This is a genomic window from Nesterenkonia sandarakina, assembly GCF_014138825.1.
GTDB lineage: Bacteria > Actinomycetota > Actinomycetes > Actinomycetales > Micrococcaceae > Nesterenkonia > Nesterenkonia sandarakina.
In genome coordinates, this window is sequence record NZ_JACJIH010000001.1 from 1,159,530 (window position 1) to 1,175,434 (window position 15,905).

At 68.8% G+C, this 15,905-nt stretch carries 11 protein-coding genes and 3 tRNA genes; 5 read left to right on the forward strand and 9 right to left on the reverse strand.

Annotated features, from left to right (window positions below):
* Window positions 1-47: 47 nt before the first annotated feature.
* From HNR24_RS05255 to HNR24_RS05265, 3 genes are all read right to left on the reverse strand, one after another.
* Window positions 48-119: transfer RNA gene (locus HNR24_RS05255), tRNA-Val, on the reverse strand.
* A gap of 106 nt (window positions 120-225) precedes the next feature.
* Window positions 226-296, reverse strand: a tRNA-Cys gene (locus HNR24_RS05260).
* Window positions 297-416: 120 nt separating this feature from the next.
* A tRNA-Gly gene (locus tag HNR24_RS05265) sits at window positions 417-490 on the reverse strand.
* A gap of 142 nt (window positions 491-632) precedes the next feature.
* Here HNR24_RS05265 and HNR24_RS05270 point away from each other — a divergent pair.
* From HNR24_RS05270 to rpe, 5 genes are read left to right on the forward strand one after another with little or no spacing between them, the layout of a single operon-like run.
* Window positions 633-1,505, forward strand: coding sequence for a PD-(D/E)XK nuclease family protein (locus HNR24_RS05270; RefSeq protein ID WP_182495211.1), 873 nt, complete (start codon window positions 633-635; stop codon window positions 1,503-1,505).
* A 13-nt stretch (window positions 1,506-1,518) separates the two neighbouring features.
* The gene (def, locus tag HNR24_RS05275) at window positions 1,519-2,112 is read left to right on the forward strand and encodes a peptide deformylase (protein WP_182495212.1); all 594 of its coding nucleotides are present in this window, start codon (window positions 1,519-1,521) and stop codon (window positions 2,110-2,112) included.
* Window positions 2,113-2,129: 17 nt separating this feature from the next.
* Complete coding sequence (locus tag HNR24_RS05280) at window positions 2,130-3,266, forward strand: methionyl-tRNA formyltransferase (protein ID WP_182495213.1); 1,137 nt, start codon at window positions 2,130-2,132, stop codon at window positions 3,264-3,266.
* Window positions 3,263-4,984: an RsmB/NOP family class I SAM-dependent RNA methyltransferase gene (locus HNR24_RS05285; protein WP_182495214.1), complete on the forward strand. Its 1,722-nt coding sequence runs from the start codon at window positions 3,263-3,265 to the stop codon at window positions 4,982-4,984. Before HNR24_RS05280 ends, HNR24_RS05285 begins: the two co-directional genes overlap by 4 nt.
* A complete protein-coding gene (gene rpe, locus HNR24_RS05290) occupies window positions 4,981-5,634 on the forward strand; it encodes a ribulose-phosphate 3-epimerase (RefSeq protein ID WP_182495215.1) in 654 nt (217 codons plus the stop codon). Before HNR24_RS05285 ends, rpe begins: the two co-directional genes overlap by 4 nt.
* Window positions 5,635-5,646: 12 nt before the next feature.
* Here the strand turns inward: rpe and HNR24_RS14240 are convergent, their stop codons facing one another.
* The 6 genes from HNR24_RS14240 to HNR24_RS05320 all read right to left on the reverse strand — a co-directional run bounded on the left by HNR24_RS14240 (window position 5,647) and on the right by HNR24_RS05320 (window position 15,888).
* Complete coding sequence (locus HNR24_RS14240) at window positions 5,647-8,727, reverse strand: helix-turn-helix transcriptional regulator (protein ID WP_182495216.1); 3,081 nt, start codon at window positions 8,725-8,727, stop codon at window positions 5,647-5,649.
* Window positions 8,728-9,090: 363 nt separating this feature from the next.
* Window positions 9,091-9,594 carry a transcriptional regulator NrdR gene (nrdR, locus tag HNR24_RS05300; RefSeq protein WP_058888735.1) on the reverse strand — a complete coding sequence of 168 codons (504 nt, stop codon included), beginning with the start codon at window positions 9,592-9,594 and terminating at the stop codon, window positions 9,091-9,093.
* Between the two features lie 105 nt (window positions 9,595-9,699).
* A complete protein-coding gene (dnaE, locus tag HNR24_RS05305) occupies window positions 9,700-13,236 on the reverse strand; it encodes a DNA polymerase III subunit alpha (protein WP_058888734.1) in 3,537 nt (1,178 codons plus the stop codon).
* Between the two features lie 2 nt (window positions 13,237-13,238).
* Window positions 13,239-14,189, reverse strand: coding sequence for an RluA family pseudouridine synthase (locus tag HNR24_RS05310; RefSeq protein WP_058888733.1), 951 nt, complete (start codon window positions 14,187-14,189; stop codon window positions 13,239-13,241).
* Window positions 14,186-14,902: a signal peptidase II gene (locus tag HNR24_RS05315; protein WP_182495217.1), complete on the reverse strand. Its 717-nt coding sequence runs from the start codon at window positions 14,900-14,902 to the stop codon at window positions 14,186-14,188. The genes HNR24_RS05310 and HNR24_RS05315 overlap by 4 nt, the downstream gene beginning before the upstream one ends.
* A gap of 56 nt (window positions 14,903-14,958) precedes the next feature.
* Window positions 14,959-15,888: a DivIVA domain-containing protein gene (locus HNR24_RS05320; RefSeq protein ID WP_182495218.1), complete on the reverse strand. Its 930-nt coding sequence runs from the start codon at window positions 15,886-15,888 to the stop codon at window positions 14,959-14,961.
* Window positions 15,889-15,905: the final 17 nt, after the last annotated feature.

A 15,905-nucleotide genomic window follows, 5' to 3' on the forward strand; every position in this document is an offset into this window, starting at 1 on the left:
ATCAGGAGGCCCTACCACCGTGAGGTGGTCGCATTTCCTGCTCTCAGTGCGCGATACTGGGATCGAACCAGTGACCTCTTCCGTGTCAGGGAAGCGCGCTACCGCTGCGCTAATCGCGCCTGTACGTGATCCGTGGACCACCGTGGCGTGTTCTGTGCTGCTTCGCTATTCTGTTCTGTTTATTTGCTTCTGCCGCTGTCCCCCGATGACCCGGAGACACCTGCGAGGTGGGGACGGGAATCGAACCCGCGTTGACGGCTTTGCAGGCCGCTGCCTCGCCACTCGGCCACCCCACCGCAGTCCACCACCGACCTCAAGGTCTTTGGTCGACCCTCAGTGGTAAGGCCTTGTCAGGCCCTGACACCGTCGAGGATTCCGTCAAGGATCCTCTCATACTCTCATGCTTGTTTCCTGCGAGCGAATGACGAGATTCGAACTCGCGACCCTCACCATGGCAAGGTGATGCTCTAGCCAGCTGAGCTACATCCGCAGTGCTGTCCCGACCGCATCGTTTCGCGGCGTTTCAACGACTTGAAACGATAGCGCAGGTCTCTGCCGCACGTCCAATCGGGTGCCGGACGGTCCTCGCTGTGGGCGCCGATCGAGTCCCGGCAGGTGACAGACTAGAGGTGATGACACAGCCCAGCCTCGCCCACGCCACCGACTACGGCCGCATGTACTCCCGTGCCATCGGCAGCTCCCCCGAGGTGCCCTCGATCACCACGGTGATCTCCCAGGAGCACAAGGACCTGACCGGCTGGGCCGGGCATATGGCCGCGGCCGAGCTCTCCGGTGACCAGCGTCTGGCCGGCGCAGTCGGCTCCCCCGCCGAGTTGAAGAGACTGGCCCGGGAAGCCTCCTCCGCGGCGGAACGCTTTCGTGACGCCGCCGCGGCGCGCGGAGATCGGGTGCACAACTATGCCGAGCAGATCGCCCTCGAGGCCCTGGGTGTCGCCCAGGAGGCCGGTGCGGCCCGACGGGTGCTCGCGGAACACCGGGAAGCCAGCTATGCGGACCGCTTCGACGAATGGTGGCAGCTCTACGGGGTGGTCCCGCTCGCCGCCGAGGTGACGGTCTGGAACCACACCCAGGGCTACGCCGGGACGCTGGACCTGATCGCCGAGATCGGCGGGCGCACCTGCATCATCGACTTCAAGACCAAGGGACTGACCCGGGACGGACGGGCCAAACCGCTCAGTGACTCGGTGGTGATGCAGCTGGTGGCAGGCATGCAGGCCGAAGAGATGCTCCTCGACGCCAGGACCGGACAGTGGGGCCCCTGGCCCTATGGTGAGGACCCGATCCTGCTGGCGGTGGCGGTCTCGGAGGCCGAGGTGGTCCCGAGTCAGGCAAATCCCGCGGTGCTGAAATCCCACTGGCACAAATTCTGGGCGCTGCGCCAGGTCTGGGAGCACAGCAGGTCGGCACAGGCCGCAGGCACCGCGCTGCGTCCGATCTCGCCGCCTCCGCTGCCCCGCCCACCCGGGGGTGTCCCTGGAGAATGACAGAATGTCCCCCATGACTGTCCTGAGCATCCGCATGATCGGCGACCCGGTGCTGCGCACCCCCGCGACCCCAGTTCCGGCCGTGGATGAGAGCATCCGGGAGCTGATCGCCGACATGTTCGAGACCATGGACGCGGTCGCCGGCATCGGGCTCGCCGCCCCACAGGTCGGCGTCAGCCGCAGGATCTTCACCTTCGACGTGGCCGGTGTCCGCGGCGCCGTGGTCAATCCCGAGCTCACCCTGCGCGGCGAGAGCCGGTTCACCGCGCGGGCGCCCGAACGCGGCGAGGCCGAAGGTGAGAACCTGCTCCGAGAAGGGTGCCTCTCGGTGGCCGAGATCTATGCCCCGGTGGTGCGCGCCCAGCAGGTGACGCTCACCGGCACCGACGCCGAGGGCGAGGAGCTCACCATGGAGGCCAACGGGTTGTTGGCGGCATGTTTCCAGCACGAGGTGGACCACCTCGATGGCCGGCTCTTCGTGGATCGACTCACCGGGCAGGACAAGGTCACCGCGTTCCGGGCCCTGCGCTCCCGCGACTACGGCCAGGCCATCGATCAGACCCGCGGCTCCCGCACGAGCCGCCACAGCAGCTTCTTCGCCTCCTGAAAGGCCCCTGACACATCATGCAGCAGTTCACCGAAGACACCTTGGCCGAGGCGCGCGCGGAGACCCGCGGCAGCAGACCCGGTCCGGGACGGATCATCTTCGCCGGAACCCCGGAGATCGCCGCCATCGCCCTGCGCACCATGCTGCGCGCGGGCGCCGAGGTGGCAGCGGTGCTCACCAGGCCTGATGCTCCCGTGGGGCGACGGCGCAAGCTGACCCCGTCCCCGGTGGCTGCGGTCGCCGAGGAGGCCGGGATCCACGTGATCAAGGCTGACGCCGTGGACGCCGAGATCACCGCGGAGCTCGCCGCGGCGGAGGCCACGCTCGGCGTCGTCGTGGCCTATGGCGCCCTGCTGCCCGGTGCCGCACTCGAGGTCCCCGCCCGCGGCTGGGTGAACCTGCACTACTCCGCCCTCCCGCTGCACCGCGGCGCGGCGCCGGTGCCTCACACCATGCTGGCTGGTCAGACCGAGACCGCGGCCACGGTGTTCCAGCTGGAACGCGGCATGGACACCGGGCCCATCCACGGGATCTGCCGCCACCAGATCGGCGAGGCGACCTCGGCGGGGACGGTCCTCGAGGAGCTCACGGTCCTGGGGTCCTCCCTGCTGATGGTGCTGCTGCCAGACCTGCTCGCCGGCACCTCCACTCCCGAGCCCCAGGTCGGTGAGCCCAGCTACGCTCCGAAGCTGACCGCCGCAGACGCCTTCATCGACCCGCGCCGCCCAGCCGCCGAACTGGTGAATCGGATCAACGCGACCATCCCCGAACCCGGCGCCTGGACCTTGAACGGTGATCAGCGGGTCAAGCTCGGCGTCGCCAGGCTCTACCGGGCCGAGACGGCGCCGGGGACCGAGGAGTCTGCGGCGCAGATCGGCGCGGTGCGAGAGCTTGCCCCGGAACAGCCCGGCGCCACCCCGGTGATCGGGTTCCGTGCCGGCGACGGCGCCGATGTGGTGCTCAGCAGCGTGCAGCCGGCAGGCAAGCAGATGCTCAACGCCGCCGACTGGTACCGCGGCCTGCACGGCGAGGTGCTGCTGGGCGGACCGGAGCAGGACCGTCCCCAGCAGAGCCTGCCTGGGCAGGCGAAGAGCACCGAGACCGCTGAGACTGCCCCGACTGCCACGCACCCCACGGAAGGGCGCGCCCGATGAGCCACGCCGGCCGAGACTCCGCCCAGCAGCCCAGCCGCAGGAATGAGAAGGGCCGGGAACGCAATCGCGGCGCGAAGAGCTCCCCCGGCCAGGGCAGGTCCGATCAGGGCGGGTCAGGTCAGGGCGGGGGCACAGGTGGACGTCGGTTCAGCGCCGCGGCTCCAGCCCAGCGCAAACGCCGGGCGGATCCGGCCCGGCTCACGGCCTACACCGTGCTGCGCGCGGTCAGCCGGGACGACGCCTACGCCAACCTCACGCTGCCCGCCGAGATCCGGCGTCGGCGGCTGGACAAGCGCGACGCCGGCTTCGCCACTGAGCTGACCTACGGCACGCTGCGCGGCACCGGCACCTACGACGCGATTCTCAGCGCCTGCGTGGACCGGCCCCTTCACCAGCTCGACGCCCCGGTGCTGGACGCGCTGCGACTGGGCGCCCACCAGCTGTTGAACATGCGGGTGGAGACCCACGCCGCGGTGGATGAGACCGTGGCGCTGGTGCGCGCCGAGATCGGCGCCGGCCCCAGCGGGCTGGTCAATGCCGTGCTGCGCAAGGTCAGTTCCCGGACTCTCCAGGACTGGACCCGGACGCTCTCAGCCGAGCGCGACCTGAGCGGCGACGACGCCCTCGCGCTCACCCACGCCCACCCGGCCTGGGTGGTGCGTGCCCTGCGGCAGTCGCTGCGCGCCGATGGCCGCGGCGACGAGCTCGAGGAGCTGCTGCGCGCGAACAACGCCGCCCCCGAGGTCCACCTGGTGGAGCTCCCCGGCACCAGCTCGGTCGAGGGTGACCGGCTGCGCAGCGCCCAGGAGGCCGGGGCCGTGGCCTCCAGCGCGCTGACCGGTGCCGCGATCTTCCGCGGCGGTGACATCGCTCGGCTGCCTGGCACCCGGGAAGGTCAGCTGCGGGTCCAGGACATCGGCTCGCAATGGGTCACCCGCGCCCTGGCCGCCGCGGAGCTCCCGGATCCGAGCCAGCGTGCAGAGCGCTGGCTCGACCTGTGCGCCGGCCCGGGCGGCAAGGCGGCACTGCTGGCAGCGCTGGCCGCCCAGCGCGGCGCCACCGTGCTCGCCAACGAACCAGCCGCGCACCGTGCCAAGCTGGTGAGCCAGGCGCTGCAGGCAGTGGACCACCAGGCCTGGACCGTGCGCACCGGCGATGGCCGCACCATCGGCGAGGATCCGACCGGCACCGGCTTCCAGCGGATCCTGGTCGATGCACCCTGCACCGGCCTGGGCGCGCTGCGTCGCCGGCCCGAGGCCCGCTGGCGTCGCACCCCCGGAGACCTCGCCGGCCTGACCGCGCTGCAGCATGAGCTGCTCGACGCGGCCGTCGGGGCACTGGCTCCCGGAGGGCTGCTGGCCTACGTCACCTGCTCACCGCATATGGCCGAGACCGTGATCCAGGTCGATGACCTGCTGCGCCGCCACCCGGAGCTGGAGCTGCTCGACGCCCACGGGCCGATGCGCGCCGCCGCCGAGGACGCCGGTGCCCAGCTGCTGCGCGATGCGCCGGCAGGCGCCGGCAGCCAGACCGCCGCGCGCTGCGTGCAGCTCTGGCCGCATATCCACGGCACCGATGCGATGTTCTTCGCGCTCCTTCAGCGTCCGGTGGACGCGAAGGATGCCTCAGCCTCGCACCAGTCCCAGGAGTCCGAGTCCGACCAGTCCCGGGAGTCCGACGACGTCGCGGAGCACCCCGGCGGTAGGATCGCCCTGTGATCAGCCCGCGCATCCACCCCAGCATCCTCAACGCCGACTTCGCGAACCTGGCCACCGAGCTGTCCCGGATCAGCTCTGCCGATGCGGTGCATGTCGACGTGATGGACAACCATTTCGTGCCGAATCTGACCATCGGCCTGCCGGTGGTGAAGTCCCTGCGCGCGGCCACCGAGCTGCCGCTGGACATCCACCTGATGATCGAGGACCCGGACACCTGGGCACCGCAGTACGCCGAGCTCGGCTGTGAGTCCGTGACCTTCCATGCCGAAGCGGCAGGGGCGCCGATCCGGCTCGCCCGCGAGCTGCGCGCGCAGGGTTCCCGGTCCGCCATGGCGCTGAAGCCTGCCACCGGGATCGAGCCGTACCTGGACATGCTCGGGGAGCTGGACATGCTGCTGCTGATGACCGTGGAGCCCGGGTTCGGCGGACAGAGCTTCCTGGACCTGATCCTGCCCAAGATCCGCCGGGCCCGGAAAGCCGTGGATGATCTGGGCGGGACCGTGGCGCTCCAGGTCGACGGCGGCATCAGCGCCGAGACGATCCAGCGCGCGGCCGAGGCCGGTGCGGACACCTTTGTGGCCGGCTCGGCGGTGTATTCAGCCCCCGACGCCGCCGCGGCGATCGCGCAGCTGCGCAGCCTCGCCGGCTGAGGCCGCCAGAGATCACCTCGGGGCGCGATCCCCGCCGATCAGGCCTCGAAGCTCGCGGCGGGAGTGGATCTTCAGCTTCGTCATCGCGTTGGCCACGTGGTACTCCACGGTGCGCACCGAGAGCACCAGCTGCTCCGCGACCTCGCGGTTGGTCCGGCCCTCGGAGACCAGCAGCGAGACCTGACGTTCGCGCCGGGAGAGTCCATGCAGCGCCTCCTCGGCGCGCGGGCTGAGCACCGGATCGGTCAGCGCCGAGACTCCCCGGGGCGCCCACGCGACCAGGCGCCCACCGGGCTGCGCTGCGCTGCGCGCAGCGGGTTCCGCAGGCACGGCGCCGGAGGTGACGTCTGCGGCGCCGGGCGCAGGCATCCGGCCGGAGGTGGAGAGCTCCGGTGATCCAGGTGCCGAGGTCCCCCGCCCCGCCCGGTTCAACGATGCTCCCGCCACCGACGAGGCGCCCGCCCTCGCCGCGGGACGCGGCGGCCCCTGCATGATCCGGGGACGCAGCATCTCCATGAGCTGGTTGGCGCGGTCCAGCTGCGAACCGGCTCCGCAGGACTGCAGCACCGAGGCCGCCCACACCGCGAGCTCCAAAGCGGTGGCCCGATGCCGGGCCAGCTCCTGCGGGTAGGCCGCCGCCAGTGTGGCGATGTCGATGCTCAGCATCGCCCGGAAGATCCGGAAACCCCCGCCCTCCCCCGGCGGCTGGGTGGGTCGGATGGATCCGGCGGCGTCATAGCCGCGCAGCACCTCCAGGAAGCAGTCCATCGCCTCCCTCGGGGCATCGGCTCCCCAGCGTTCGAAGCCTCTGAGGTACGGGGTGGTCAGATGGCGCTGGAAGTCCACGACGCCGGCGTCGTCCTCGGCACTGCGCAGCAGCGCCGGCAGCATCGCGGCCCACCCGCTGACGTGGAGCGCACGTGCCAACATGCTCACCGCCTGCGGCTCCATCGCCCACCAGGCGGTGCCGTCGTTGCGCATGCTCAGCAGGTTCCGGGCGACCCCTCGAAAGTCGGACTGGGAGGCGGCCAGGCACGCCTCCACCCAGTCGAGGGTCCCGGTGACCAGCGGACCCTTCGCGAACCGGCTCTCGCGCAGCACCTCGAGCCGGGCCCGGACCTTCTCCACCTCTCCCCGCGCCGCCGGCACGACGGCCGAGACCGCGTAGGCCACATGGGAGACGGCGTTCTCGCCGCGGCACAGGGCCTCCCCCGCCGCGCGGTCCGCCATCTGTTCGGCCTCATCCCAATAGGCCGAGCTGAAGAGCAGCAGCGCCAGCTGAGAGCGGGCGTACATCACGTAGCTGTTGGTGCCGTCCTGCGCGGCAGCCACGCTGAGGTCCTGGTAGGCGCAGTCCTCCTGACCGACCTGGCGGTAGAGTGCCCCGCGCACCGCATGCAGCGAGGCGTCGAAACGCTCCACGCCGACCCTGCCACGCAGCTGCTCCAGGGCGGCGCAGACCCGGTCGATCATGGTGAGCGCATCCCCGGGGTCCACTGCCGAGAAGCCGAGCCAGAGGCTGTTCAGGGACGCCATGCCGTGCAGCTGATCCCGGCTCCAGATCTCACCGACCAGGCCCGCCCCCTCGGAGGAGCCCAGCACCTCGGTCAGTGCAGCAGAGACATCATGCGCCAGCGCCGCACCTCGGTCCCGACGCGACTCCGCGTAGAGCCGGGCGTTGACCTCGATGACCGCCTCGGCATAGATGGGCAGCCCAGCGTCAGGCTGGGCCGGCACCGATTCCAGCTCCTGGAGCGCCCCCTCCAGGTCGGACTGCTCCAGCAGCATCAGCGCCAGGATCCCTGAGCGGCCGGTAGACTCCGGCATCGTGCGCATCGGAGACTCCAGGGCGAGCAGAGCCGAGATCCGGTTGGTCCGCACGGCCAGGCCCGCGAGCAGAGCCAGTGACTCCGCATCGAAAGGGGCCATCGCGATCGCTGCCATGATGTGATCGAAGGCTTCCCGGAAGTCGTGCCGCCGGGCGGCCTGGCGCGCGTGGTCCTGCAGCTGAGCGATGACCTGATCCGCCGCACCCCGGGAGGGATCCCGTCGGATCGCTTCGGCCAGGTGGCGCACCGACTCCTCCCCGGTGAGCACCCCGGCAAGAGCGTGCAGCAGCTCCGCCCGCTCCACCTCCGGGGTGCCGCTGAGCACCGCCCGGCTCAGGGAACGCCGTGGCACCGAGTAGCGGCCGGTGAGCTCCTCCCAGCTGAGCAGGGCAGTCCCTAACAGGGCGGCAGGGTCCACCGTGGCGCCCAGTGCCGCCTCGATCTGGCTCCGGCTCAGCGAGGTGTCGGCGGCGGCCAGCAGCGTCACCGCTCGACGATCCGCCTCCTCGAGCCGGTCCATCTGGGTGAGCACGTCCCGGTGCATTCCGCTGTAGTCTGCCGAGCGCACTGTGGCGGCCAGCGCCTGGTCGATGCTGCGCGCCCCGGCGGGCACCCGGCGCAGCCAGCGTCCCACCTGTTCCACCAGGCCGGGGTAGCCGTCGGTCTCGCGCAGCACCGCTCCCGCCACCGACGCCGCGATCGGCAGCTTGGAGTAGGCCTCCAGCAGCTCACCGACCTCTCGCAGGGCGAGCGGCTGCAGGCCGATGTAGGTGCCTCGGGGACTGGCCTGGGCCAGTCGGATGAGCCGCTGGACCTCCGGGCGCGTCGAGCCCTGGGTGCTCAGCACCACCAGCACCGGTCCGTTCTGGAAGATGCTCAGTGCCCGCCAGAGCGCCTCGGCGGAGACCTCATCGACCAGGTGCAGGTTCTTCACGCTCATCAGGTAGGGCCGCTGCAGGTTCCGCGCCGCGTCGAACCCGCTGGCCAGGAGGTCCTCCAGCTCAGTCGGGTCAGGGGATCCCGCCCCGAGCAGGTGGTGGATCGCGGACCCGGCCCGGGGGCTGAAGGACTCATCGAGCAGGATGGTGCGCTCGTTCCAGTCCGGGTAGGCCTCCATCGCCTGGTGCAGCAGCCGGGTCTTTCCGGAGCCGGTGAAGCCTTCGATGACCACGAACTGCGCCTTGCCCTGCCGCGCCCGGTCCGCCGCGCGGCGGATCAGCTCGATCTCCTCAAGCCTGCCCACGAAGGGGTCGCTGCGGTGCACCGGGGCTCCTTGCTCGACGGATCAGGTGCTCGAAACTATACCGGCCCGTACCTTCTACTGGGTTTCTCGGCTCAGACTACGGGGTTTTGCGTCATCTGAACGGCCGGCGGAGCCCGCGGGCGTGTAATGAAAGGGCCTCCTCGGAGGCGCAGGTGGTCCGAAGAGAAAGTTCAGGGGGTTCTCTTCGGACCATCAGTGCGTCCGCCGCCGGCGCCGTCGGCCCCCAGGTCAGCGGCTGCGGCGCGGGTCGGGCCTGCCGTGGTACTCGCACCTCACGGCATGCTCGAAGCCTCCCAGACGTGAAAAGACCGGTGGCGCTCTCAACCTTCCCCAGAAGAGAGCACCACCGGCACGCTGAAAAGTCTATCGGAATCCGAATCTGGGCTGCACCACGGTTGCACCTGAGCTTGAAGGTCCGTGCAGCTCTTCCCGGCGCAGCTCCTCGATGGCGTTCTCGAAGTCCTGCAACGTGTCGAACCCGCGATACACCGAGGCGAAGCGCATATAGGCGACCACATCCAGACGGCGCAGCGGGCCGAGGATCGCCAGACCCACATCATTGGCGTCGACCTCCGCGTTGCCGGCGGCGCGGATGTTCTCCTCCACTTCCTGGGCGAGCACCGCCAGATCATCGTTGGAGACCGGGCGTCCCTGACAGGCCTTGCGCACCCCGTTGATCACCTTGGCACGGTCAAAGGGCTCCGCCGCGCCGGAACGCTTGATCACGTTCAGGCTGGTGGTCTCCATGGTGGTGAAGCGCTTGGAGCACTGGGGGCACTGCCGACGTCGGCGGATGCCGGAACCGTCGTCCAGCATGCGGGAGTCGACCACTCGGGACGAATCATGGCGGCAATAGGGGCAGTACATAAGGCCAGTCTACCCACCACATATAGTGCGCCTCAAATCACCAACCACAAGATGTTGTGGAAATCCCGCCTGCTTCGCGGTCTGCGGCGGGACCCCGGAAGCGGCTCAGAGCTCCAGGCAACCGGGGCCGAGGAGCACCTTGAGATCCCCGAACAGCGCCGGTGACGGGCTGACCTGGTACTCGTGGCCCAGCCGCAGGAGCTCGATCTTGTCCCCGGAGAGCAGCCGCACGTGCACGTCGGAGTTCCCCCGATGCGCGCGCAGGGCCCGTCCCAGCTCCATGACCAGGTGCTCGGAGGCGCGCTGGGCCGAGACCGAGACGACCACCGGCCCGGCGTTGCCGTCCTCATTGATCTCGGGCACCACCACGTCCATCGCCTTGAGCGTGACGCTGCCGTCCTCGCGACGGTCGATCTGACCCTTGACCGAGACCACCAGGTCCTCGGCGAGGATCATCGACACGGCCTGGTAGGTCTTGCCGAAGAACATCACCTCGATGGTGCCGGCCATGTCTTCGATCTCGGCGCGCGCATAGGGGTTCCCGGAGGACTTCGCGACTCGGCGCTGCAGCGAGGTGATCATCCCGGCGATGGTGATCCCGGCGCCGTCGGCCGGGCCGTCCTCCCCCATCACCGAGGAGATCGAGCGGTCGGCGTGGTGGGCCAGGACCCGTTCCAGGCCCTGGAGCGGGTGGTCGGAGACGTAGAGGCCGAGCATCTCGCGTTCGAAGGAGAGCTTGTCCATCTTCTCCCACTCCGGCAGGTCCGGGACGCTGACCGAGAGCGAGTCGCCCAGCTCCATGTTGGCGCTGCCGAAGAGATCGGTCTCGTAGGCCTGGGAGCCCTTCTTCTCTGAGATGGCCTGGTCGATGGCCTGTTCGTGGATGGTCACCAGGGCGCGGCGGGTGTGGCCGAGCTCGTCGAAGCCGCCGGCCTTGATCAGCGATTCGATGGTGCGCTTATTGCACACCTGCATCGGGACCTTCTTGAGGAAGTCGGCGAAGGTCTCATACGGGCCCTTCTCCTCACGCGCGGAGACCATCCCGGCGACCACGTTGGAGCCCACGTTGCGCACCGCGCCCATCCCGAAGCGGATGGTGTCATCGCCGACCGGGGTGAAGGTCAGCGCGGATTCGTTGATGCTCGGGGAGGTCACGGTGACGCCCATGCGCCGACATTCCGAGAGGTAGAGCGCGAGCTTGTCCCGGTTCTCCCCCACGGAGGTGAGCAGGGCCGCCAGGTACTCGGCCGGGTAGTTGGCCTTGAGGAAGGCGGTCCAGTACGCGATCAGTCCGTAGGCTGCGGTGTGGGCCTTGTTGAACGCGTAGTCCGAGAACGGGAGCAGGACGTCCCACAGCGCCTTGATCGCCGCGGCGGAATAGCCGTGAGACTCCATGCCGGAGGAGAAGTTCACATACTGCTTGTCCAGCTCGGACTTCTTCTTCTTGCCCATGGCGCGGCGCAGGATGTCGGCCTGGCCCAGGGAGTACCCGGCGACCTTCTGCGCGATGGCCATGACCTGCTCCTGGTAGACGATCAGCCCGTGCGTGGTGCCCAGGATCTCGCGCAGCGGCTCCTCCAGCTCCGGGTGGATCGGGCTGACCTCCTGGTGCCCGTTCTTGCGCAGCGCGTAGTTGGTGTGCGAGTTCGCGCCCATCGGGCCGGGCCGGTAGAGCGCCAGGGCGGCGGAGATGTCTTCGAAGTTGTCCGGTCGCATCAGGCGCAGCAGCGAGCGCATGCCGCCGCCGTCGAGCTGGAAGACGCCCAGGGTGTCTCCGCGGGCCAGCAGGTCATAGGCGGCACGGTCGGTGAGCTCCAGGGTTTCCAGGTCGATCTCGACGCCCTTGTTCAGCGCGATGTTCTCCAGGCAGTCGGAGATGATCGTGAGGTTGCGCAGACCCAGGAAGTCCATCTTGATCAGGCCGAGGTTCTCGCAGATCGGGTAGTCGAACTGCGTGATGATCGCGCCGTCCTGCTCACGCTTCATGATCGGGATGATGTCGATCAGCGGGTCGCTGGACATGATCACGCCCGCCGCGTGCACGCCCCACTGCCGCTTCAGCCCCTCCAGGCCGGAGGCGAGGTTGAAGATCTCGGTCAGCCGGGGGTCCGCGTCCACGTACTCGCGCATCTCGGCGGCCTCGGAGTAGCGCGAGGACTTGGGGTCATAGATGTCGCCCAGCGGCATCGGCTTGCCCATGGCGTCCGGGGGCATCTTCTTGCTCAGCTGGTCGCCGGTGGCGAAGGGCTCCCCCATGACGCGGGCGGAGTCCTTCAGCGCCTGCTTGGACTTGATCGTGCCGTAGGTGACGATCATCGCCACGCGTTCGTCGCCGTACTTGTTGACCACGTACTGGATGACCTCGGAGCGACGCCGGTCATCGAAGTCGACGTCGAAGTCGGGCATGGAGACGCGGTCGGGGTTCAGGAAGCGCTCGAAGATCAGGCCGTGCTGCAGCGGGTTCAGGTCGGTGATGCGCATCGCGTAGGCCACCATCGAGCCGGGCCCGGAGCCGCGTCCCGGGCCCACCCGGATGCCCTGCTCCTTGGCCCAGGTGATGAAGTCGGCCACCACCAGGAAGTAGCCGGGGAAGCCCATCTGGGTGATCACGCCGATCTCGTACTCGGCCTGCTTGCGGACCTCGTCCGGGATGCCGTTGGGGAACCGGTAGTGCAGCCCCTTCTCGACCTCCTGGATGAACCAGGACTCCTCGGACTCCCCGTCGGGCACCGGGAAGCGGGGCATATAGGAGGCGGATTCGTTGAACTCGACCTGGCAGCGTTCGGCGATGGCCAGGGTGTTGTCGCAGGCGTCGGGGAAGTCGCGGAAGAGATCGCGCATCTCCGCGGCGGACTTGAGGTAGAACTCCTCGGAGCCGAACTTGAACCGGTTCGGGTCATCCAGGGTGGAGTTCGACTGCACGCACAGCAGCGCCCCGTGGGCCTTGTGATCGTGCTGGTGGGTGTAGTGCAGGTCGTTGGTGGCGACCATCGGCAGGTTCAGCTCACGGGCCAGCTTGATCAGGTCGGCTTTGACCTTGCGCTCGATGTCGAGCCCGTGGTCCATCAGCTCGCAGTAGAAGTTCTCCTTCCCGAAGAGGTCCTGGTACTCCCCGGCGGCCTTCTTCGCCTCCTCGTACTGCCCCAGGTGCAGCCTGGTCTGGATCTCCCCGGAGGGGCACCCGGTGGTGGCGATGATCCCCTTGCCGTAGGTCTGCAGCAGCTCCCGGTCCATGCGTGGCTTATAGAAGTAGCCCTCCAGGGAGGCCTTCGAGCCCATCCGGAACAGGTTGTGCATCCCCGCGGTGTTCTCCGCCCACATGGTCATATGGGTGTAGGCGCCGCCGCCGGAGACGTCCTTCTCCCCGATCACACCGTCGCCCCACTTCACCCGGGTGCGGTCGGAGCGGTGCGTGCCGGGTGAGAGGTAGGCCTCGAGCCCGATGATCGGCTTCACGTCATAGTTCTGGGCGGTCTTCCAGAACTCATAGGCGCCGAAGAGGAACCCGTGGTCCGTGGTGGCCACTGCGGGCATCCCGAGGTGCTGGGTCTGCTCGAAGAGCTCCCCGATCTTCGCGGCGCCGTCGAGCATCGAGTACTCGGTGTGGTTGTGCAGGTGGACGAAGTCGCCGGTTCTCGCCATGCTCAGCCGTTCTCCAGGATCTCGAGGGCCTGCGCCAGGTCCGCGGGGTAGTCGGTGCGGTAGCTCACCCATTCTCCGTGGTCGGGGTGGTGGAAGCCGAGCTCCACCGCGTGCAGCCACTGCCGGGTCAGACCGAGGTCAGCGGCCAGCTGCGGGTCGGCCCCGTAGGTCAGATCTCCGGCGCAGGGGTGGCCCAGTGCGGAGAAGTGGACTCGGATCTGATGCGTGCGCCCGGTCTCCAGGTTGATGTCCATCAGGCTGGCCCGGCCATAGGCCTGCTGCAGCCGGTAGTGGGTGCGGGATTCGCGTCCGCCCTCGAGCACCGCGAAGCGCCAGTCATGCCCGGGATGCCGGCCGATGGGAGCGTCGATGGTGCCGTCCACGGGGTCCGGAAGACCCTGGACCAGCGCGTGATAGCTCTTCTGGGTGGTGCGCTGCCGGAAGGCGTCCTTGAGCATGGTGTAGGCGTGTTCGGTCTTGGCCACCACCATCACCCCGGAGGTTCCGACGTCGAGTCGGTGCACGATCCCTCGGCGCTCCTGGGCTCCTGAGGTGGAGATCTCCACCCCCGCGGCGAGCAGGCCCCCGATCACGGTCGGTCCGGTCCAGCCCGGCGAGGGGTGCGCGGCCACGCCCACGGGCTTGTCCACCACCACGATCGCCTCGTCCTGGTGCAGCACGGTCATCTCTTCCACGGCTTCGATCCTCACCTGGAGCGGGTCCTGCTTCTCGGGCACGACGACGGCAAGCTGGGCCCCTGCGGCCAAACGGTCAGACTTCTTCACTGCGCGCCCGGCGGTGCGCCCCTGGGTCCGGTCCTGCGCCCAGGTGACCAGTCCTTCTTTGAGCCACTGCGTGGCCTGAATGCGGGGCACCTGGAAGAGGGCGGCCAGCACGACGTCGGCCCGGCCGCCGTCGAGCGCCTCGGGCACGGCGATCTGCTGGGCGCTCATGTCTCGGTCTCCGCAGCGTCGGTCTTGGCGGTCTCTGTGGTCCCAGCGCTGGGCTTGCCGGCGCTGGGCTTCTCGGAGCTGTGTTCGCTGGAACTGGATCTCGCGGGGCTGTGCTTCTCGGGGCTGGACTTCTCAGGGCTGTGCTTCCCTGAGCTGTGCTCGCGGGTCCCGTCGAGGTTCAGCCCGAAGAGCATCATCGCGCAGATCCCGATGATCGAGCACACGATGAAGGAGTCGGCGATGTTGAAGATCGCGAAGTTCGGCACGGCGATGAAGTCGACGACGTGGCCCTGGCCGAAGCTGCGGATCCCTTCCCCGTTCAGCGAGGGGTCCCGGAAGATCCGGTCGGTGAGGTTGCCTGCCACCCCGCCGGCGAGCCCGCCCAGCCCCAGGGTCCACAGCCAGGATCCGCCGAGCTCACGGCTCTTGAACACCACGTAGCCGAGCACCGTGAGCATGATCAGTGTGAAGATCCAGGTGTAGTCGGTGCCCATGGAGAACGCGGCACCCGGGTTCAGGTGGTAGCGCCAGTACAGCACCGGGGGCAGCACCTCGGTCTGCTCTCCCAGGATCATCGTGGATTCGACCCAGAGCTTGGTTAACTGATCAGCGGCCCAGGCGAACACCGCCAGGGCCGCTGCCACGAGAAGTGCAGTTCGGCGGGACGGGGTGCGCGTGGACCGCTGATGGTCACCTGAGAGCTGTTTCGACACCGTTGGATTCTACAGGCCAAGGTGCCGGGAGGAGCCCCCGGGGACTGTGAGCTGCCTCAGCTGCCGGTGGCTTCCTTCTCGATGGAGCCGCGGCTGTTCAGGTCCGCCAGCTGACCCTCGATGTAGTCCTTCAGACGGGCCCGGTAGTCCCGCTCGAAGCTGGTCAGCTCACCGACCTTGGACTCCAGGTCAGCCTTCTTGCGCTCCAGCGCGTTCAGCGTGCGGGTGGAGGTCAGCTCCGCCTCTTCGATCATGTTCTCGGCGCGGGTCTCGGCCTCGGTGACGATCTCGCTGCGGCGCCGCTCAGCCTCGGCGAGCAGCTGCGCGTGGGTGTTCTCGGCAGTGCCGACCAGGTCATCGCGGCGGGTCTCACCCTCGGTGATGTAGGCGCTGCGAGTGCTCTCACCTTCGGCGATGTAGGCATCCCGGGTCTGCTCACCCTCGGCGATGTAGGCGCTGCGGGTCTGCTCGCCTTCGGCGATGTACTCGCTGCGCTTGGCCTCGCCCTCGGCGATGTAGGCCGCGCGGGTCTGCTCGCCCTCGGAGACGTACTGATCGTGCAGCTTCTGGGCCATGGCGAGCACGCCGGTGGCGGAGGTGGCCTGGTCGCTCGCAGCGGAGTCGACGGCGGGGCGTTCCTGGGCCGGGCGGGTGCCGGGGGCATACTCGGTCTCCGCGGCGTCGGCGCTGAGCTCGTGCTCTTCGGTGATCCGCTCGATGGAACCGGTCATGGTGGAGGTGGTCCCTGCATAGCCGGAGAGCCCTGCGTCCTTGAGCTCATCGGGCTCCAGGTTCGCCGGGTGCTCCTCGAGCTGCTCCTCCAGCCGGGCGACCTTCGCGGTGAGGTCCTCGTTCTCCTGGGTCAGGCGCCGCCATTCGACGACCACCTCGTCAAGGAAGTCATCGACCTCGTCCTTGTCGTAACCGGGACGGAACTTGGTCTCGGGGAATTCCTTGTTCAGGAGATCATCGGGGGTCAGGGCCATGCGGTGTCACCTCATCG